The following is a 19,721-nucleotide window of genomic DNA, read 5'->3' on the forward strand; positions in this document are numbered from 1 at the left end:
TTAGCAGGTAGCGAGAGTTGCCACCCAGAGTCATGGCGTAACACGATGGGCGGCAAATTTGAAGCGGCTGGTGGGCTAGGTTGAACAACAATCGGTAAAGTCGTCAGCGGTGCGCACGCCGAAGCGGGTACCTGGCCACGTGAAATCCAACCATGAAATGTGGAGTGATTTAATTGATGCTCACGGCAATACGCCGCTTGCGATAGCACTGAGCCTCGCCAGGCGGTGACATGTTGCAACCATTGCGCACGACTGAGGGTGGATTTGATTCTTGACATGCTTGCTCTCCAAAGTGATCAGGTTTGAAGAGTGCATGAAATTAAGGGGTATTCATAGATGGAGGCGTTGGACGGTTACGCTTAACTGCCAAAAATTCGTTTCTCAAAATTCAATTGACCTGTTCGGTTGAGGTATTCTGCTAGCGTTCATGGACCTAGGCCATTAAGCATAATAATAACTATGACGGTAATCTCATTGTTGATACGTTGAGGGGGACTATGTTGTAAACCACGACCGGAATGATTGATCAGTTGACGATCAGTTATGTAATATTTTAAAGTCATCTTCAACGCCTGTGCGGCGCTATCGGTACAATTCGGATGCAGATGATCCCATAGCATTGTACGAACAGGCGTCAGTGACCAGACTCAAGCATTCCGCTGCGTAATTCGTTCAATATAAGTGATGTCGACCAATTACAACTGTTCGGCTCTTCTCGGTTTTGATGCGTTTTTAATCAGCTTCGGGGCTTTGAACATCCAGAGTAGCGACCGGGTCGTCTTGCGCTGACTCTTCTTCGGTTGCGTCAACTTACGCGCCATTCGCAGACCCTCAAACAGGTGATTTCACCCGGTAATCCCCCCGGTCCTTGAGGAAGTAGAGAAGCTGAAGCTTGTGTGTGCCGATTTTCGGTTGCTTAATACGTACTTACGTCGCCATGCTTCGAAGAATCGCATGACACTCAGCTAGCTCATCTGAGTATGAATACGTTTATGGCACGCCTGATTACTGATCCCGAAAAACTGATAGGCCTATGTGCTCATGCATTGTTTTTTCTGGAGGATTTCAGTAGCTCGGGCGATAGCTTTTTTGCCGTCGTCACCCCGAATTCCTTGACCATCGCATCAGTGATTGTCCCAAAACATTCCAGTGTTGCTGGCCGTACTCGTCAACCAAATCAACACAGTACCATGACCGTGGATGCCATACTCCTTTTGCGCTTACTTGTAGATCAGTGTGTCTTTTTCTCCGGCTCCGACAACTTCCAGTTTTAAGGCTCGTCTACAATCACGCTGGCTAAGCTTAATTACCTCTGGCATATCATTCTCTCTAAATAAGGCTCTTTAGTGACAGCCTATTTTATGGAGAAGCAGGCCAAATAAAAAGCCTCTAAGTATTCGGTTTTTTTGCATTCCAAAAACTAATTTGTGTAAATTAAATTGCCTCCAATAGAGCTGGAGGTTTATTGCTGCAGCGCCTCAAAGGTACTGGACGTAACCCATGATCCTCTAAAGCGGCTACAGTCTTAATTTCGTTTAATCTTAGCGATCATCCACTTACTCTTGATTGCGGATGTAAGTTAGAACTATTTCTTCATACAACTCGGCAGTAGAAGAAGAGTAACCTCGCCGATGAAGTTTCGCTTTCTGCCACCGAGTTGTTATGCCATCGATATCGCATTATTACCTTTTATATAGCTAACCACATTTGATACCGCATATTTTGGTGGAAGATTCAGACAAATATGAACATGCTCTATCATCGAATGCTCTTCTACGACTTTATATTAGGCTTATGGAATATCTCCAAGATGCTTGCGTAACACCCCTTAATTCAATTTCTTGCGGCGCTCCGGTATGAAAATTTAAAATCCCACCTCGGGTCACTCAAACTTCGGACATTTTTCTTTTTCAAGCTTCTTCTTCCGATAGCGATCGACGTATAGATCAAACTTTCATGAGTCCCACGGGTAAAATCTAGGGGTTAACTTATAAATTACAATTGAGAAAAGATACGGTTTGCTATGTGTAATGTTTATGTCATAACTTCCCGCGAAGCATCCGACACCATCTTACGCAACCATTGCACCTCTGCTGCCGCATGTGAGCGCTCATGCCACAGCATGAAGAAACGCATTTTTGGCATCTCTACCGGCATAGGCAAAATCGTAATCGGCCATTGCCCGACAAAGTGCATGGCGAAGCTACGGCTGGTGGTAAAAATCAGATCCGTACGCGATAGTACATCCGGCACCATGCCAAAGTAAGGGATCGTCATTTGTATATGTCGCTTTAAACCTTGCTCAGCAAGAGCGCTATCAATGATGCTGCGATGTCCCATCATATAAGGAGTGGGCGCGAGGTGCGGCATCTCTAAATAATATTTAAGCGATAGACCTTTTTTGACTATCGGATGCTGGTTATTAACCATGCAGACTAAGTCATCTTCAAATAAATGCGCTAAATGTAAGTGCGGTGGTTGGTCCGGCCAATTACCAATGACGCAATCCAGCTCACCGTTTTCTAGCGCCGACGCATAATCAAATCCTACATTTAATGAATGAACGACCAGACCCGCATTGGGTGCTTGTTCGCGTATTTTCTCCATGATCATCGGGATCAGCAAAACGCTTAAATAATCCGGTGCACCGAGGTGGAATACTCGCTGGCTTTGTGCAGCAACAAAACTAGGCGCGGGATGCGTGATGCTATCCAGCACGCTGAGCCCCTGCTTTGCCAGCAGCAATAATTCTTCGCCGCGTTCGGTCGCTGTCATTCCGTTTTTGCCGCGTACTAATATTGCGTCGCCGGTAATGTCACGCAAGCGCTTTAGCATATTGCTAATTGCTGGTTGCGATTGTCCCAACTTCATGGCGGTGCGGGTAACGCTGCGCTCGGTCAGCAATGTATGCAAGACGCGCAATAAGTTGGTATCGAGGTGGTCGCTAGGCCGATTGCTCATGGTCGTAAAAATAAAAAAGACAAATCATCATGGGGCATGCACATCGCCATCCACAAATACCATCAGCTCACCCGCCGCAAACTGGGTCCAGTTCTCATTCTTGGTCAATGGTTCTGTGACGATGACGGCAACGCGATCTTGAGGCGTGGTCACTTCAGAAAAATCGACAGCCACTTCTTCATCCGACAAACTGGCGGTGGCAAAAGGATATTTTCTGACGATGTAATGTAATTTAGTAGAGCAATGTGCGAATAGTGCCTCGCCATTCGACAGCATCATATTGAAGGTACCGTATTGCGCAATCTCATTGGTAATCTGGCGCATGAACCGGGTGATCTCGGTCATCGATGGCAAAGCCTCGCCAAAACGACGGCGCATTTCTTGTAGTAGATAACAAAATGCCCGTTCGCTGTCTGTTGTACCGACAGGATGGTATGCCCCATCTAAGACCGGATAAAAATTTTTTAGATCGCCATTGTGCGCAAACACCCAATAGCGGCCCCAACATTCACGCACAAAGGGATGACAATTTTCTAGCGTGACTTGTCCTTGGGTCGCTTTACGGATGTGGGCGATGACGTTTTTAGATTTGATCGGATAACGCTTGATCAGCTCGGCAATCGGGGAAGCAACGGCGGCTTGGTGATCGACAAAATGGCGTACACCATTGCCTTCAAAAAATGCGATGCCCCAGCCATCTTTATGTTCGTCCGTACGGCCGCCGCGTGTAGCAAACCCCGTAAAGCTAAATACGATATCGGTCGGGGTATTGCAATTCATTCCTAGTAATTGACACATAGTCAGACGCAATGCTGCTTTACATAAAATCCAAGCTTAGCATCATTGCGCGACAGTGACCAAGTGACTTCGGGGATTTGTCCTAAGCCAGACTACCATTCACTGATATAACTACTACGATAGCCGCTATCGTTATGGATCTCACTCTCTGTGAATGGTAATTTCAGCCAGTTCTTTGATGCATAACGTTCTGTGTAATTTCTGGAGCGTATCGATGCCGGGTCATCAGATAACGAAAAGGTCAAAAAGCTATGCGCCTCGACGTTACCATTTGGGAAGCTGACAACCTGCATATAGCTATTCCCGTTAGGGTTTCCGTCCATGCTATAGCCTCCTTGATCCAGACGATTGTCCGAACAAGCAACTGTGAAATAACCAACGTTATCGCAGCCTCCAAATAAGCCTATCTTGTGTTGATTGCGTGTAACAAATAAAGTCTCGCCCCGAGTCGCGCTCATCGCAAATCCACTGGCCTGTATGCGTAAAATAGCAGCGCCAAAAGCTTGCTGTAAGTTGGATGCGGCAACAGGACTGATATCACGTGGAGTGTGAATAGGATCAGCGGGATTAAACTGCACTTTGTACAGTTGTGCTTCCGACAGCAATGAAACACGTCGCCAAAATTCGTCCCAGATATGCGGGCCGCGTACTCCGGGGTTACCAGTGTTGTCCCAACTACTTAAAGCAGTACAAGCAGCGCTGACATTGACTAGTTTTGCCGGAAAACTCTCGCCGGTCTCAGGATCACTGCTGATGGTAAGAGTCGTTGATCCACAAATCATCGGTAATACTTGTGCCTTAAACAGTTCAGCTGTCAGTACCCGGCTATTAAGTACCATTTGTTCAACGACTTCTGTACCAGCTTTATTTCCCACATAACCGTCAGTTCCATCCAAGCGACCTTGTGCCATGGTGTGCCCCAAGCGTGTACGCATGCTCAATGACTCTGTTCCGGTTGTGCCAAGAATAGCCGGAAATCCCGTCAATAGCGCCTTGGGATTGGTACTCCAATAACTGTCGTTCATGTTTGCGACATAATCATTACGTAACAGACTGGGCAATTTGGAGGGGCCGAGTGCGCCGCGCTGTACTGAGTCGACGTCAGTTTTCCAGTCGCAAGCACTTTTAGCGCCGTCAAAAAACGGGACTCGCGGCAAATAAGCTGCCATCATCTGACCTATAGCCGTCGTGCAACTGGCCGTTTGTGCCGCCGTTACATTGGGAACAGCACCCATGTCGGCATACCAGGCCTTACTCGAATTACGCGCAATTGCCGTCGTGTTGACCCAAGGTGTTGCAACTTCCTCTTTTTGAATACGGATAAATTCTTCCATCGATTTGGCTTGATTCCAACGCAGCCAGTTTCGGAAGCTACGGAAATTACTCGCATTGATATCACGGATGGCAAACGCTGTTGTAGTGTTCCAGGCTAATGCAGGATTGAGCAAGCCTAGGTTCATCATCGGACCGTACTCAGAACGGTATAAAGTCCGTTTCACTACGGCTAAACGACCATCTGCTGATTTAACGGTCACGGCTATCGCGGATGGTGTCATGCGCACTTTTTTACCATCACGCATATAACTCGTGCTGTCGTTATTTGCCAAGCTTAGTTCATAGATTCCAAAACGACGTGCGGTCGATACCGTATGTGACCACGCGACATTGTCGTTAAATCCAATCAGGATCACAGGCACGCCCAGAGATGAAGCGCCGCTGACATTAATTTGTCCAGGTATCGTCAATTGAGCTTGATAGAACCGATCAACACCGCGCCAGTACCAATGAGGATTTCCAAATAGTAATGGACTACCTGAGTTGGTTGATGCACTGCCGTAGGCGATCATATTACTGCCGACACCTTTTTTACCACCAACCTGAAGTTCTGGCGCGCGCGTTTGTGCAGACTGATAAGTCAAGGTGCTCAGAGTTTTGCTGGTGGCGTCAGGCGGTAGCGCGCTGGCGATACTGTTCACGAAATTACTATATCCACCTGCCAAATTGGCGGCATACATCCGGCGATACACATCGCTACTGCGAATAGGCAGTACCCAATCAGCATTGCGGCATGCGCTATGAGCAGTGTTACTACTGAGCTTCAAATGACGTAAATAACGGTTGTACCCTGCAGCAAACCCTTGAATCATGTCACGTAAATCTTGGGGTTGTGCCGCAACCATCGCGTTGAGCACATCATTGGTAATCAGATGCTTATGGAAAAAATCGCTATCGATATTGCGCGCCGTTTCTAACGTGGTTCCCGCAACCGGTAAGGCATTCGGCCCAAGATATTGAGATCGCTCACCGCGATACGTCAGAAAACCATCCGCCATCGTGCATAAATTGTCTTCGGCTTGCGCGTAACCGTAGCCGTAGCCAAGATCAGCCCAATTAGCCGCTTTGATATGAGGTACACCCATGCTGGTACGACGGATTTCCGCATGATAATTTTTGGTAAAAAGCGTATCGTCAGTATCACTGATCAGGGTTTGTGCCATCAGTGGCGTGGCAAGTGCCAGCAAACTGAGCGTTGTAAGAAGTTGATAAGGCTTTGTAGTCAGCTTCATCCGGCGTGTCGTCATCTTAACTCCTTGGTGATATTGCAAAGAAATGGACACGATGGCCAGCAGTAAGCCAATGTCCCAATTTGTTAGAATTATTGAAACATATTATTGCTAACTAATGTACTTTTTGCAATTACTATCGCCTTGAAATTAAACAAACAAAGTCTAAAAAAGATTGTCCATTGTTTATCAGCCTTCCCAAAGCATTTTGCTCTGAAAGGCTTATAAACAATGGACGGTTAAATTCAGAGACTTCAGATATGAAGTTATGAAGAAAATTTCCGTGCGAAGGAACTAAGACGATTTCAGTGATCGAACCCGCTGCGAGGAGATTTGGATCAGATCATAGCTGACGTCACAGCTAACTTCACTCACTTGCCGATGCAAAAACGGGAAAATATCACGCCCAACAAATCATCAGAAGTAAATTCGCCAGTAATACTATTCAGCCGGTCTTGGGTTAAGCGCAGCTCTTCCGCAAATAAGTCCAGCGACTGGTCATTTTGTGCAGCGTAGGCGGCAGCAAATTCTAAATGCTCGTTAGCTTGCTTTAGCGCGATCAGGTGACGTTCGCGCGCGAGATACAAGGACTCGCCAGTTTGTTGCCAACCAGCGATGCGGAGTAATTCTTTGCGCAGTAAATCAATGCCGATATGATCTTGCGCAGACAAATATACGTGAGTAGCATCCGCCATCTGATCGACGCTAGGATGATGGCCGGACAGATCAATTTTATTCCAGATGCGGATCACAGGCACTTGATCCGGGAAACGCGCCACGATCGCGTCGTCAGCGCGGGTCGGGCCACGGCCAGCATCGAGTAAATGCAAAATGACATCGGCTTTGCTGACTTCAGCCCAGGTACGTTCGATGCCGATACGCTCCACCGCATCAATGCTGCTGCGCGGCGCGTCCTTATTGTGCTCATTATGCTCGTACTTGTGTTCATCATCGTATTGATCATCCTCATGACGAATACCGGCGGTATCGATGATATTAAGCGGGATACCTTCGATATGGATAGTCTCCGTCACTTTGTCGCGGGTAGTGCCAGCGATGGGCGTGACGATAGCGACATCGTCTCCCGCCAGCGCATTGAGCAGGGACGATTTACCGACATTCGGTTGTCCGGCTAATACAATATTCAAACCCTCACGCAATAAAGCGCCTTGTGCCGCCTGTTGAAATACCGCCTGCAAGGCCGTTTGGATGGCGCTGAGCTGACCACGGGCATCCGATTTTTCTAAAAAATCGATTTCCTCTTCAGGAAAATCCAGCGTCGCTTCTACCAGCATGCGCAGGTGCACGACTTTTTCTACCAGCACATGAATCACTTTAGAAAAAACACCGGACAACGATTGTGATGCTGATTTGGCAGCGGCTTCGGTCGATGCCTCAATCAAATCCGACACGGCCTCGGCCTGTGCCAAATCCAGTTTATCGTTGAGGAAAGCACGCTGAGTAAATTCACCCGGTTGCGCTAAGCGCAAGCCGGCATCTTTGCCCGCCTCCAGACAACGCGTCAGTAGCATTTGCATCACCACTGGCCCGCCGTGGCCTTGTAGCTCCAAGACATCTTCACCGGTATAAGAATGCGGACCTTTAAAGTAGAGCACGATGCCCTGATCAATCACGCTACCATCCGCTTGCGTAAATGGCAGGTACGTCGCGTGGCGTGGCTTGAGTTGTGTCGCTTTTACACCTTCCGCTTTTAAGCCGTCAGCCCATACGCCGCCAAATAAGGCGTCGATCACTGGCTTTAAGTCTTTACCAGAAATACGAACTACACCAATACCACCGCGCCCCGGTGCCGTGGCAATCGCAGTAATGGGCGTGTTGTCGTAACTACTTTGATGATGGCGATGTTGGTTCATGGTGTAATTCTAACTCTGCAAAAAAATACAGGAAAATGGCTTGTGGTTTGGTCTAAATACTACAGGAGTCCATAGAAAAAAAGCCCATGATTAAGATGGGCTTTTTTAACATAGACTTTTGGCTTAAACCCAGATTTTCCATTGGACCGCTACCACTTCGCAAAAAACGCAGACGGCGTGCGGTCTTCAGAGGGATAGCACCACCGAGATTTGAGTGGGAACGCTACAGCGACAATTGCACCTTTGGCGAACTGCCTGGCGTTGTTGCTCCTCCTAGCAAGATGCAGCTTGCGTCGTCGTCGCGTCTAGCCAGTCAGTTCGCCAAAGGCACACTTGTCGCTGTTCCAATGGAAAATCTGGGTTAAACCTTCAAAACCTTAAGACTTGTGCTCTGGAGGGATCAACTTATTATTAATCACCCATTGCTGCGCGATCGACAAGACGTTATTCACAACCCAGTACAAGACCAGACCCGCCGGGAAGAAGAAGAACATCACTGAGAAAGCCAGTGGCATAAACATCATCATCTTGGCTTGCATAGGATCAGCCGGTTTTGGATTGAGCTTAGCCGTTACAAACATGGAGATCGCATACAACACGGGCAAAATGTACCAAGGATCTGGTGCGGTCAAATCGGTAATCCAGCCCACCCACGGAGCGCCGCGCATTTCTACGCTGGCTTGCAACACCCAGTACAGCGACAAGAAGACTGGCATCTGGATCAGAATTGGCAAGCAGCCGCCGAGAGGATTGATTTTCTCGGTTTTATACAACTCCATCATGGCTTGATTCATTTTTTGCGGCTCGTCTTTATGACGCTCACGCACGGCTTGCATTTTTGGTGTGAGTACTTTCATCTTCGCCATACTGCGATAACCAGCAGCCGACAACGGGAACAATACCAGCTTGATGGAGATCGTGAAAACTACAATTGTCCAGCCCCAATTGCCCAGCAACTTATGGATTAATTCCATAAGCCAAAACATCGGTTTTGCAATAATCGCAAAGTACCAATAATCTTTTACCAGATCCAGCCCCGGTGAAATTTTTTCTAACTTGTCAGACTCTTGCGGACCAGAGTACAGACGCGCATCCATGCTGACCGTCGCGCCTGGTGCAATGCTGCCCATTGGCAAAATAGTCGCTACCGCATACAGATTGTCTTTGACTTTTTCGGTCACGATAGTGCGTGGTGCTTTGTCTTGCGGGATAAAAGCTGACACGAAAAAATGTTGGAGCACGGCGACCCAACCATTGTCTGCTTTGGTCGCGTGATTTGGCTTAGCGTCTGGATTGGCGCTATCTTTTTCAATTTTCTGGAAATCCAGTTTCTGAAAATGATCCGACTCAGTGTAGACAGCAGGAGCATAAAACTCTCTGGAGGCGCTGAACATGCCGCCGTTTTCTGGCTTGGTACCATCATGCAATAACTGCAAATACAAAGATGGTGTGATCGCTACCGGAGAATTATTCGTCACGTCATGTTTGACGTCGATGACGTAGTCACCTTTTTTGAAGGTATAAGTCTTAGTCAACTTAACGCCGTTCAATTCAGATTCCAGTACCAGCTGCACTTTGTCGCCCGCATCCATCGTGCGCACGCCTGGCTTAGCAGTAAAGCTGGATTTATGGTTTGGGAAAGCACCACCCATCAGACCAGTTTGAGCCAGATAAGTACGTTTAGCACTTTCATTAAACAGCACAACGTTCTTGGTGTGGTCGTCTACATCTTTGTACTTGAGTAATTCCAAGCGACTGATCTCGCCACCCAAGGTGTCGATATCGGCTTTGATTACATCAGTAGTAATCGTGATGTGCTCATTTTTCACGACAGCAGGATCAGTGCCAGTGGCAACACCATTAGCGCTGACGTTGCTATTGGCAGTGGTACTGGCAGCAGATGAACCTGATGCAGAAGCGCTGGCGTTTTTGCTCTGCTGCGCCTGACTGGATGGCGTAAAGGAGAACATTGATGGTTTGCCGTTATGACGCATCCAGTTGTCCCAAAGGATCAACAGCGACATCGAGAAAACAACCCACAGGACGGTACGTTTGATATCCATTTGTGTTTTAGCAGGTAGATTTAGAAGAAGAATCAGGACGTTTTTTTAAAGCCATCATATTGTGATGCTTAGTTGCATGAGTAGCATACGCAGCTTGACGCTTTTTAGAACGTCCGTCGGATGTGGGGACGAAACTGTTTTTTTCAGATTTTTGTGGAACTGGATCCACGCCACCCGGATGCCATGGGTGACACTTACATACGCGTTTGCCCGCAAGCAAACAACCTTTTGCAGCGCCATGCTCGCGGATTGCCTCTGCCGCGTAATCTGAGCAGGACGGATAAAAACGGCAATTTTGTCCCAGCATAGGGCTGATAGCGAGTTTGTAAAAACGCAGCAGCAGGAGCAATAAAGGTTTCATGGCAGAGATTTCACAGCGCTTCTGCACCGTCGGTAACCAGCAAACGCACTGGCGCAAACAGACGCAAGATCTCCAGCCGCAACTCACGCTTCAGTTGCGCGGTGGTAGCTGGACCTGCTTTGGTATTTACGGGCTTGGACAAGCGCACGATACAATCCACATTGGTCAGGGACGAACAACGAAAAATTTCCCGCGTAACACGCTTGATCGTATTGCGTGTCGCCGCACGCGGCGCAAAACGCTTGGCTGCAACCACGCCCAAGCGCGCGTTTGGCAGCTCGGTCGGTCTTGCATACAAAACAAAATGTGCTGTTCTTTGTACCGGCCGCAAACGAAAAACGGATGAAAATTCATCCGTTTTAACGATGCGCCGAACGCGTGCAAAATCACCACTTGCGGTTGCTGATGTCATTGCATTAACCATATTAGTAGTTGTGCAACTCATGCCACCAGCCAATACAAGCACTGATCATAGCTGGACAGATCAAGCTGCCAAGCGCTTGCGACCTTTAGCGCGACGTGCGTTCAATACAGCGCGGCCGCCACGGGTTGCCATGCGTGCGCGGAAGCCGTGAGTGCGCTTGCGGCGAACGACGGAAGGTTGGTAAGTACGTTTCATGTTGGTCTCGCTATTTGAGCAAATAAAAAATCGGAATCACGGGTAATGTACGAGTAATGCTTTTATGCGAATTAAAACCAGAATTAAAATTGCTTACTCGCCATTACTTCCCCAAAACCGCTGCTCATGGTGTGTTGCATTTATAACAAACTATCAATGCAATCAACAAAAAGAGGGTAGGGAACCCTGAATTAGACACTACTTTCTGCTTACGTGTCAATCACTTAGCACATTTTTTCATCTTGTCATAGCGCAGTCGAAGTAAACAAATCGGGCTTACGCAAAATTGTCTCAGCAAGGCTTAGCGACGCAGATAGTACTTTAGTACAGCTAGGAGCTACAACGCAGCTTGGGCGGTTTTGCGTAAGTCCTAACAAATTTCCGCATTAGCCTGTGGATAACTCGGGATAGCAAGAGTAAAATAGCGGATTAGTGTGGCATGACCGATTTGCCTTAATGGCAAGATGTTTAATTTGTTTTGCGTAAGTAGTATTCATGCAGAATCATTTGCAGGGTTTAGCAAGCAGCAACCAAACTCATTGCTAAGTTAATGACTAAGCAGCGACTCCGCAGCAATTTGACATTCGACAACACGCCGCACATCAGCATCATTAAAGTGACTACATGGAAAATTTCTGGCAAGCCTGCTCGTCCCAATTAGAGCAGGAACTTACGCCGCAGCAGTATAGCGCCTGGATCAAACCGCTGACCCCGATCGATTATGAAGACGGCCGGTTGCGGATTGGTGCGCCCAATCGTTTTAAACTGGATTGGGTTAAAACCCAATTCGCCAGCCGGATTACTGAACTGGCAGTGCAATTTTGGGATGAAAATATTGATGTCCAATTTATTCTGGACCCACGGATCAATAAAAAACCGGCTCCCGCTGCAAACACCAATACAAATCAAAGTAGCGATCCGCGCGAGTCGTCCACTAGCAACAACGACATGCCACCGCAAATGCATGATCCGGTGCCAGAATCCACGCCGCGCCGCGACCAAAGCCGCATCAATGTTGATCTGACCTTTGATAGTTTTGTGACGGGTAAAGCCAATCAGTTAGCCCGCGCAGCAGCTATCCAGGTAGCAAATAATCCTGGCGTATCGTACAACCCGCTGTTCTTATATGGCGGCGTAGGTTTAGGTAAAACCCATCTGATCCACGCGATTGGTAATCAGATTCTAGTGGACAACCCTAAAGCACGCATCCGCTACATCCACGCTGAGCAATATGTACGCGATGTCGTTACTGCTTACCAGCGCAAAGGGTTTGACGAATTTAAGCATTACTATCATTCGCTGGATTTATTGCTGATCGATGATATTCAATTCTTTGGTGGCAAAAGCCGCACGCAAGAAGAATTCTTCTACGCGTTTGAAGCGCTGATCGCCGCCAAGAAGCAAATCATCATCACCAGCGATACCTACCCAAAAGAAATCACGGGTATGGACGATCGTCTGATTTCACGTTTTGATTCTGGTCTGACGGTAGCAATTGAGCCGCCAGAGCTAGAAATGCGCGTAGCGATTTTGCTCAAAAAAGCGCATTCCGAAGGCGTACATTTCTCGGACGACGTCGCCTTCTTCGTCGCCAAGCATCTGCGTTCTAACGTACGCGAACTAGAAGGCGCTTTGCGAAAAATTCTGGCGTACTCGCGCTTCCACGGCAAAGAGATCACGATTGATGTCGTCAAAGAAGCATTAAAAGATTTGCTATCGGTACAGAACCGCCAGATTTCGGTAGAAAACATCCAGAAGACAGTTGCAGACTTTTTCAACATGAAAGTCGCCGACATGTACTCTAAAAAGCGTCCAGCTAATATCGCCAGACCACGTCAGATCGCGATGTATCTGGCGAAAGAATTAACGCAAAAAAGTTTGCCAGAAATTGGTGAACTGTTCGGCGGCCGCGACCACACCACAGTCTTGCACGCAGTACGCAAAATCACGGCAGATCGCAGCAAGAATCCAGAATGTAATCATGAACTACATGTGTTGGAGCAGACTCTGAAGGGTTAAGCATTACAAATTGTAGGGTGCGCCGTGCGCACCAAAGCAAGCGGCAACGAAGCAAGTAAAGTTGATGGTACGCATGGCGCACCCTAGGGTTTTAGAAGTACCATTTTTAGACGTCCAATCATTCTGCGGCATCCAGGCCATTTTTGCCCTAGAAGCCGCAGAATGATTGGACGATGTATTTAAGTTTTTTAAGTCATTGCGTTACGGCATTGAAGTTATAAAACTAAGTTACAGAACAAAGTTACAGAACCAAGCCATAGAAGTAAGCTACAGAAGTGAATCATCCTTTATTAACAAAATTACGCGAGGATATAAACATGCAATTGGTCAAAACCCACCGGGACACAATCCTCCGGCCTCTGCAAATCGTGAGCGGTATTGTCGAGCGTCGGCACACATTGCCGATTCTGGCCAATATCCTCATACGCAAGGACGGCGAAAAAGTGTCTTTCTTGTCGACTGACATCGAAGTACAGATCACCACCCATGCCGATATCGGTTCGGGTGGCGAGAGCATTGCCACTACCGTCGCTGCGCGTAAGCTGCTCGATATTTTGCGCGCACTGCCGGACGACAATGACATTGTCCTCAAGCTCGACAATAAAAAGATGACTGTGCAGTCAGGCAAATCGCGCTTCTCTTTGCAAACCTTGGCGGCAGAAGAATTCCCTACCGTCGCGCAAGCAGAACACTTCAACGCCAGCGTTAGCCTGCCGCAAAAAACGCTCAAGCATCTGTTTAACATGGTGCACTTCTCCATGGCGCAGCAAGACATTCGTTATTACCTGAATGGTCTGTTGCTCGTGGTCGATGGCAAAAACGTGATTGCCGTGGCAACCGACGGTCATCGTCTGGCGTATTGCCAGGTGGAAGTTGAACAAGAATTCCCACGTCAAGAAGTCATCATCCCGCGCAAAACGATTATCGAATTGCAGCGTTTGTTAGAAGACAAAGACGATCTGGTGCAACTCGACATCGCCAACAATCAGGTCAAGCTGACGTTCGCCGATATTGAGCTGATTTCCAAATTGGTTGAAGGTAAATTCCCCGATTTCAACCGCGTAATCCCTAAGGGTTACAAAAACAATTTCACCTTGGGTCGCGAGCAATTGCTGCGCTCTTTGCAACGTGCCGCCATTATGACCAGCGACAAGTTCAAAGGTGTGCGTTGTGTAGTCACACCGGGCAGTATGCAAATCCTGTCTACCAACGCCGATCAGGAAGAAGCCGTAGAAGAAATTGAAATCGATTACGGCGGCGACAGTGTCGATATCGGCTTCAATGTCACCTATTTGTTGGATGTGTTGAATAACCTTAAAGTCGATCAGATCAATCTCGCCTTTGGTGACTCCAACTCATCCGCATTAATCACCATCCCAGACAACGCCGATTTTAAATACGTCGTTATGCCAATGCGGATTTAGTGCGAAAGAGTGCTAAAGCTCCCCAGCCGCATGCAGCGTAATTACTGAATGCGGCTGGGAAGTGAGGGCGATTAGTTAATCCGGATTTACACAAATTCTGCTATGGATTTCAAAGTGGTTTGTGCCGGATTTATTCAAGCGATATGACGAATTAAGTTGGTAACTAAGTTGACGAATTAATTTGACTCACTAAGTTGACTAACTAAGCGCCCTCATCCCAGCCCCGCATTCAGCAATTACGCTGCTTGCGAGTGGGAACTAAAACTCCAGATCAGTTAGAACGTTAGAACAAGTAAGACCATAATAAAGAAGGTAACCATGTCCGAGAACACCCAAGACAACACTCCAGCGCAGCCAAATGCTTATGGCGCATCCTCAATCCAGATTCTGGAGGGTTTGGAAGCCGTGCGTAAGCGCCCCGGCATGTACATTGGCGATACATCGGACGGTACCGGTCTGCATCACCTGGTATTTGAAGTGCTGGATAACTCGATCGATGAATCGCTAGCCGGTCACTGTACCGAGATCAACGTCACCATCCATGCCGACAACTCCATCTCCATTACCGATAACGGTCGCGGTATTCCGACCGGTATCAAATGGGACGACAAGCACGACCCAAAACGCAGCGCGGCAGAGATCGTTATGACCGAGCTGCATGCTGGTGGTAAGTTCGATCAAAACTCTTACAAAGTCTCCGGCGGTTTGCATGGCGTTGGTGTCTCCTGCGTTAATGGACTGTCCAAATTACTCAAGCTCACCATCCGCCGCGACGGCAAACAATATGCGATGGAATTTGTCCGTGGCGTGCCGCAAAACCGTGAAATAGAAACCATCGACGGCATCGTCGTGTCCCCGATTAAAGTCATCGGCGACACCGACAAGCGCGGTACCGAAGTCCACTTCTGGGCCGATGAAGAAATCTTCACCCATGTCGAATTCCATTACGAGATTCTGGCAAAACGTATTCGCGAATTATCGTTCCTCAATAACGGCGTGCGCATCAAACTGACCGACCAACGTACAGGCAAAGAAGAAATGTTTGCCTTTGAGGGCGGCACCCGTGGCTTTGTGGAATACATCAACAAATCTAAAAGCGTCTTGCACCCAACGATTTTCCAAGCCACTGGCGAGCGTCTGTCTGACCAAGGCACCAACATCACCGTTGATGTTTCCATGCAATGGAACGACGCCTACAACGAACAAGTTTTATGCTTCACCAATAACATCCCGCAACGCGACGGCGGCACCCATCTGACTGGCTTGCGCGCAGCGATGACCCGTGTGATTAATAAATACATTGAAGAACACGACTACGCCAAAAAAGCCAAAGTCGAAGTCACCGGCGACGATATGCGAGAAGGTTTAACCTGCGTCTTGTCCGTCAAAGTACCTGAGCCAAAGTTCAGCTCACAAACCAAAGACAAACTGGTTTCCAGCGAAGTCCGTGGCCCGGTCGAAGAGATCGTCGCCAAAACTTTATCCGACTACCTGCAAGAACGCCCTAACGACGCCAAAATCATTTGCGGCAAAATCGTAGAAGCCTCACGCGCGCGCGAAGCAGCCCGTAAAGCCCGCGAACTCACACGCCGTAAAGGCGTCATGGACGGCTTAGGCTTATCCGCCAAACTCGCCGATTGCCAGGAAAAAGACCCCGCGCTGTGCGAACTGTATATCGTCGAAGGTGACTCCGCAGGTGGCTCCGCCAAGCAAGGCCGGGATCGTAAGTTCCAGGCGATCTTGCCACTGCGCGGTAAAGTTCTTAACGTAGAAAAAGCCCGCTTTGAAAAAATGCTCTCTAGCGAACAGATCACCACTCTGATCGCCACGCTAGGCACCAGCATCGGCCCAGACGAATTCAATGTAGAAAAACTGCGCTACCACCGCATCATCATCATGACCGATGCCGACGTCGACGGTGCCCACATCCGTACCTTGCTGCTGACCTTGTTCTATCGCCAGATGCCACAACTGGTAGAGCGCGGCCACATCTACATCGCCCAGCCACCTTTGTACAAAGTAAAAGCTGGCCGCGATGAACGCTACCTCAAAGATGACTCTGAAGAAGCCAGCTACATGATGACCGTTGCCTTGACTGGCGCATCGCTCATCCCAAGCACAGGCGCAGACCCGATTACGGGCGAACCACTGGCAGAACTGGTACGCCAATACAATCTCGCCAACGCCATCATGACGCGCCTGACCCGCATGATCGATCGTGCCGCCCTCACTGCCATCATGACCGGCGTCACGCTCAAAATGGACACCGCAGAAAACGCACAAATCTCCGCCACCGCCCTCACCACCACTATCAACGACCCGGCGGTCAAAGCCATCGTACGCACGGATGATTTGTCTGGCTCCTTCGGCCTGCGCATAGAACGCATGTACCACGGTAACGTCAAAGTCAGCAGCATCGACGCCGACTTCGTCGATAGTAACGATTACAAAGTTTTAGAAAACGCCGCCAACACCTTCCGCGGCCTGCTAGGCGAAGGCTCCTTCATCCGCCGTGGCGAAGGCGAGCGTATGAAAGAAAGCGCCGTAGCCGACTTCCATCACGCCATGCTATGGCTGCGCGACGAAGCCGAACGCGGCGTCAGCAAACAGCGCTACAAAGGACTAGGCGAAATGAACCCAATGCAGTTATGGGAAACCACCATGGATCCAAAAGTACGTCGCCTGCTCAAAGTACAAATCGAAGACGCGATTGCTGCTGATCAGATATTTACTACGCTAATGGGCGATGATGTAGAACCTCGTCGTGCTTTCATCGAATCCAATGCTTTAAGGGCTGGGAATATTGACGTATAACGTAAAAATATAACAATCAAAAAAGCCATCCATTTTTTGGATGGCTTTTTTTACAGGTATGGGTTTTGACGAGCACATCATTTTTTGACCAGGCAAAAAGATCAATTCAGCAACATACCGTCGTCCATCACAGGCATAAAGCTGCAGCAAATTGCACAGAAAGCGTGAAACAACTGGACGCCGCGTGTCCCATTGAATATTCTTAACTAATTCCATGGATCACCGTGTCTGAGCGCAAAAGCTTGCGTGGCGCTCGCCGCACCATCGACGCTGCAAAATGTAGGGCCTGGATCTGGGCAAAGCGATGCACAGGCAATAGCGCACCGCGTACTGGGCGAATAAAACAAAAGTACATTCAAAAAATACCCTTAGGAGTCGCACATGATTAAAGAAGAAAAAACGGTCGTTTATGGAACCGAAGATCTTTTGACCAGTTTATGTAATTCGGTCACACGAGTATTGAACGTAGCGACGCAAAGCAAGATTCATTACTCTGCCATGGTGCAGCGGGTAACCAAGATCGGTCTGAAGCCTGATATCGGTTGCTTTGTCTTATTTGACGGCGGATTTTCTGGCTTGGTTGTGCTGAATTTTGCTGGCAACGCCGCCCTAGAAATTTATGAGAAATACATGCTAAGCATGGGTATGCCCAAGTCCGAACTAGCCTCCTCATTCAGCTCCGATGAGGTCTCGAATATCCTGGGCGAACTGATGAACCAGATCGTCGGCGATTTCACCGGTAAAGTCCGCAGAGAACTACAAACCAACATCACTCAAAACCAACCCAAAATGCTGGTGCTGAACAAACAAGTCATGCTCAGCGTCGATACTCCACTAGACCGCCCGGAAATCCGCCGCGTCTCCTTCTTCACAGAAAATAATAATATTTTCTATCTGGAACTCGCGATTGACCGCACAGAATTCATTAAATTGCATGACTTCGACTCCAGCGAAATCACCGATCCAGATGCCTTGCTGGACATGGAGCAAGCGGATAAGTCCGGCCAAACAAGCTCAACTCAACCGACAGCTAACGCCGCCGATGATGCTAGTGATGAACTCTTAAGATCTTTGGGGATGTGAGTTGATTGCAGCTCAAATTGAAGACGCAATTGCCGCTGGTCAGATTTTTATTGCTCTAATGGGCGATAATACGAAACTGTACGGGGTATGTCTTTAACCGAACACGCCGCTTGCGATGAATATTGGCGTTTAAGCATAGTTTGAATCGAAAGAAGCCCTGCAGTTTGTTGGGCTTCTTTGTTGTGGCAATTCATCAAACGTATCAGGATAATGTCACGAGATCAAGAATATCTTAGAAGTCTGGCACATGAGCTTATTGCATTACCTGCTGAAACTGGCTGGCTTGAGTTTAAGCATAACAATGCAGAACCACAGGAAATCGGTGAATACATCTCTGCACTGTCCAACTCGGCAGCTTTAGATGGCAAATCACACGCCTATCTGATCTGGGGAGTTGACGACGGCAGCTACACTTTTGTCGGAACTGATTTTTCTCCTCATAAGAAAAAAATAGGTAATGAAGAGCTGGAGAACTGGTTACTGCGCCAGCTATCTCCTAAAATTTCCTTCCATTTTTACAGCGTAACGCTTGATGAGCTCGCAATCGTCATACTGGAAATTGACCGCGCATTCCGGCATCCGGTCCAATTCTCTGGCAGTGCTTACATTCGTATTGGCTCTTATAAAAAACGACTGAAAGACTTCCCCGAAAAAGAACGCCAGCTATGGCGAGTCCTTGATGATACGCCGTTTGAAATGCTGGCCGCTTCGGAAAAAGTAAGCTCAGATGAAGTTCTGAAATTACTGGATTTTGCAGCTTATTTTGATCTGTTAAATAAGCCCCTACCCAATGGCCGCGACGGGATTCTCGACGCACTCGCTTCAGACCGCCTAATTGAAGCCATGGGTGGCGGCTATTGGCGCATATTTAATCTGGGGGCTATTTTATTTGCAAAGAAATTATCTGATTTTGGTAACTTGCAACGAAAAGCCGTCCAGGTGATTGTTTATCAGGGAACTGGTCGAGTCACCACATTACGTGAACAAGAAGGCGCACGCGGCTACGCAGCAGGTTTTGAAGGGCTGATAGGGTTTATTAATAATCTGTTGCCAATTAATGAAGTCATTGGACAAGCCTTGAGAAAATCTGTCTCAGTTTATCCAGAACTGGCCATACGGGAGCTGGTATGTACAAAGTAAA

Annotated in this window: 15 protein-coding genes and 1 pseudogene; 6 read left to right on the top strand and 10 right to left on the bottom strand. The window is 48.1% G+C overall.

Annotated features, from left to right (window positions below; all coding sequences use genetic code 11):
* Positions 1 to 278: IS66 family insertion sequence element accessory protein TnpA (gene tnpA / locus AAKU64_RS16645; protein ID WP_354362484.1), on the bottom strand; the 278-nt coding region annotated here is incomplete at its 3' end.
* Between the two features lie 714 nt (positions 279 to 992).
* Between tnpA and AAKU64_RS16650 the strand changes: the two genes are divergently transcribed.
* Positions 993 to 1,274, top strand: a complete 282-nt coding sequence (locus tag AAKU64_RS16650; RefSeq protein WP_354362485.1) for a hypothetical protein — start codon at positions 993 to 995, stop codon at positions 1,272 to 1,274.
* 386 nt (positions 1,275 to 1,660) lie between these two features.
* On the opposite strand, the pseudogene AAKU64_RS22630 reads toward AAKU64_RS16650, so the two are convergent.
* The 9 genes and pseudogenes from AAKU64_RS22630 to rpmH form a co-directional block, all read right to left on the bottom strand.
* Positions 1,661 to 1,771, bottom strand: a pseudogene (locus tag AAKU64_RS22630) (transposase); the annotation flags it as partial.
* Positions 1,772 to 2,034: 263 nt separating this feature from the next.
* Complete coding sequence (locus AAKU64_RS16660) at positions 2,035 to 2,961, bottom strand: LysR family transcriptional regulator (protein WP_354362486.1); 927 nt, start codon at positions 2,959 to 2,961, stop codon at positions 2,035 to 2,037.
* A gap of 27 nt (positions 2,962 to 2,988) precedes the next feature.
* Positions 2,989 to 3,759, bottom strand: coding sequence for a class II glutamine amidotransferase (locus tag AAKU64_RS16665; protein ID WP_354362487.1), 771 nt, complete (start codon positions 3,757 to 3,759; stop codon positions 2,989 to 2,991).
* A gap of 92 nt (positions 3,760 to 3,851) precedes the next feature.
* Positions 3,852 to 6,257, bottom strand: coding sequence for a penicillin acylase family protein (locus tag AAKU64_RS16670; RefSeq protein WP_503012710.1), 2,406 nt, complete (start codon positions 6,255 to 6,257; stop codon positions 3,852 to 3,854).
* Between the two features lie 437 nt (positions 6,258 to 6,694).
* Positions 6,695 to 8,197, bottom strand: a complete 1,503-nt coding sequence (locus tag AAKU64_RS16675; RefSeq protein ID WP_354362489.1) for a tRNA modification GTPase — start codon at positions 8,195 to 8,197, stop codon at positions 6,695 to 6,697.
* A gap of 377 nt (positions 8,198 to 8,574) precedes the next feature.
* Positions 8,575 to 10,260, bottom strand: coding sequence for a membrane protein insertase YidC (gene yidC, locus AAKU64_RS16680; RefSeq protein WP_354362490.1), 1,686 nt, complete (start codon positions 10,258 to 10,260; stop codon positions 8,575 to 8,577).
* Positions 10,261 to 10,267: 7 nt separating this feature from the next.
* On the bottom strand, positions 10,268 to 10,621 hold the full coding sequence (gene yidD / locus AAKU64_RS16685; RefSeq protein ID WP_354362491.1) for a membrane protein insertion efficiency factor YidD: 354 nt from the start codon (positions 10,619 to 10,621) through the stop codon (positions 10,268 to 10,270).
* 10 nt (positions 10,622 to 10,631) lie between these two features.
* The gene (locus tag AAKU64_RS16690; protein ID WP_354362492.1) at positions 10,632 to 11,033 is read right to left on the bottom strand and encodes a ribonuclease P protein component; all 402 of its coding nucleotides are present in this window, start codon (positions 11,031 to 11,033) and stop codon (positions 10,632 to 10,634) included.
* 72 nt (positions 11,034 to 11,105) lie between these two features.
* Positions 11,106 to 11,240: a 50S ribosomal protein L34 gene (rpmH, locus tag AAKU64_RS16695; protein ID WP_061535510.1), complete on the bottom strand. Its 135-nt coding sequence runs from the start codon at positions 11,238 to 11,240 to the stop codon at positions 11,106 to 11,108.
* 624 nt (positions 11,241 to 11,864) lie between these two features.
* On the opposite strand from rpmH, the gene dnaA reads away from it, so the two are divergent.
* The 5 genes from dnaA (at position 11,865) to AAKU64_RS16720 (ending at position 19,720) form a co-directional block, all read left to right on the top strand.
* The gene (gene dnaA / locus AAKU64_RS16700; RefSeq protein ID WP_354362493.1) at positions 11,865 to 13,259 is read left to right on the top strand and encodes a chromosomal replication initiator protein DnaA; all 1,395 of its coding nucleotides are present in this window, start codon (positions 11,865 to 11,867) and stop codon (positions 13,257 to 13,259) included.
* A 317-nt stretch (positions 13,260 to 13,576) separates the two neighbouring features.
* Complete coding sequence (gene dnaN, locus AAKU64_RS16705; RefSeq protein ID WP_354333741.1) at positions 13,577 to 14,683, top strand: DNA polymerase III subunit beta; 1,107 nt, start codon at positions 13,577 to 13,579, stop codon at positions 14,681 to 14,683.
* A gap of 318 nt (positions 14,684 to 15,001) precedes the next feature.
* The gene (gyrB, locus tag AAKU64_RS16710) at positions 15,002 to 17,497 is read left to right on the top strand and encodes a DNA topoisomerase (ATP-hydrolyzing) subunit B (protein ID WP_354333742.1); all 2,496 of its coding nucleotides are present in this window, start codon (positions 15,002 to 15,004) and stop codon (positions 17,495 to 17,497) included.
* A 381-nt stretch (positions 17,498 to 17,878) separates the two neighbouring features.
* Positions 17,879 to 18,580, top strand: coding sequence for a DUF3334 family protein (locus tag AAKU64_RS16715; protein ID WP_354334569.1), 702 nt, complete (start codon positions 17,879 to 17,881; stop codon positions 18,578 to 18,580).
* A gap of 210 nt (positions 18,581 to 18,790) precedes the next feature.
* Entirely contained in the window at positions 18,791 to 19,720 is a 930-nt protein-coding gene (locus tag AAKU64_RS16720; RefSeq protein WP_354362494.1) for an AlbA family DNA-binding domain-containing protein, read from the top strand.
* Position 19,721 lies beyond the last annotated feature (1 nt).

This window comes from Undibacterium sp. GrIS 1.8 (assembly GCF_040544445.1).
Classification (GTDB): Bacteria; Pseudomonadota; Gammaproteobacteria; order Burkholderiales; family Burkholderiaceae_D; genus Undibacterium.

What these genes read in the sequence shown, in the direction of transcription:
- AAKU64_RS16650 (WP_354362485.1), top strand. Translation starts at nt 993, where the DNA reads ATGGCACGCCTGATTACTGATCCCGAAAAACTGATAGGCCTATGTGCT.
- AAKU64_RS16660 (WP_354362486.1), bottom strand. Translation starts at nt 2,961, where the DNA reads ATGAGCAATCGGCCTAGCGACCACCTCGATACCAACTTATTGCGCGTC.
- AAKU64_RS16665 (WP_354362487.1), bottom strand. Translation starts at nt 3,759, where the DNA reads ATGTGTCAATTACTAGGAATGAATTGCAATACCCCGACCGATATCGTA.
- AAKU64_RS16670 (WP_503012710.1), bottom strand. Translation starts at nt 6,257, where the DNA reads ATGGCACAAACCCTGATCAGTGATACTGACGATACGCTTTTTACCAAA.
- AAKU64_RS16675 (WP_354362489.1), bottom strand. Translation starts at nt 8,197, where the DNA reads ATGAACCAACATCGCCATCATCAAAGTAGTTACGACAACACGCCCATT.
- yidC (WP_354362490.1), bottom strand. Translation starts at nt 10,260, where the DNA reads ATGGATATCAAACGTACCGTCCTGTGGGTTGTTTTCTCGATGTCGCTG.
- yidD (WP_354362491.1), bottom strand. Translation starts at nt 10,621, where the DNA reads ATGAAACCTTTATTGCTCCTGCTGCTGCGTTTTTACAAACTCGCTATC.
- AAKU64_RS16690 (WP_354362492.1), bottom strand. Translation starts at nt 11,033, where the DNA reads ATGACATCAGCAACCGCAAGTGGTGATTTTGCACGCGTTCGGCGCATC.
- rpmH (WP_061535510.1), bottom strand. Translation starts at nt 11,240, where the DNA reads ATGAAACGTACTTACCAACCTTCCGTCGTTCGCCGCAAGCGCACTCAC.
- dnaA (WP_354362493.1), top strand. Translation starts at nt 11,865, where the DNA reads ATGGAAAATTTCTGGCAAGCCTGCTCGTCCCAATTAGAGCAGGAACTT.
- dnaN (WP_354333741.1), top strand. Translation starts at nt 13,577, where the DNA reads ATGCAATTGGTCAAAACCCACCGGGACACAATCCTCCGGCCTCTGCAA.
- gyrB (WP_354333742.1), top strand. Translation starts at nt 15,002, where the DNA reads ATGTCCGAGAACACCCAAGACAACACTCCAGCGCAGCCAAATGCTTAT.
- AAKU64_RS16715 (WP_354334569.1), top strand. Translation starts at nt 17,879, where the DNA reads ATGATTAAAGAAGAAAAAACGGTCGTTTATGGAACCGAAGATCTTTTG.
- AAKU64_RS16720 (WP_354362494.1), top strand. Translation starts at nt 18,791, where the DNA reads ATGTCACGAGATCAAGAATATCTTAGAAGTCTGGCACATGAGCTTATT.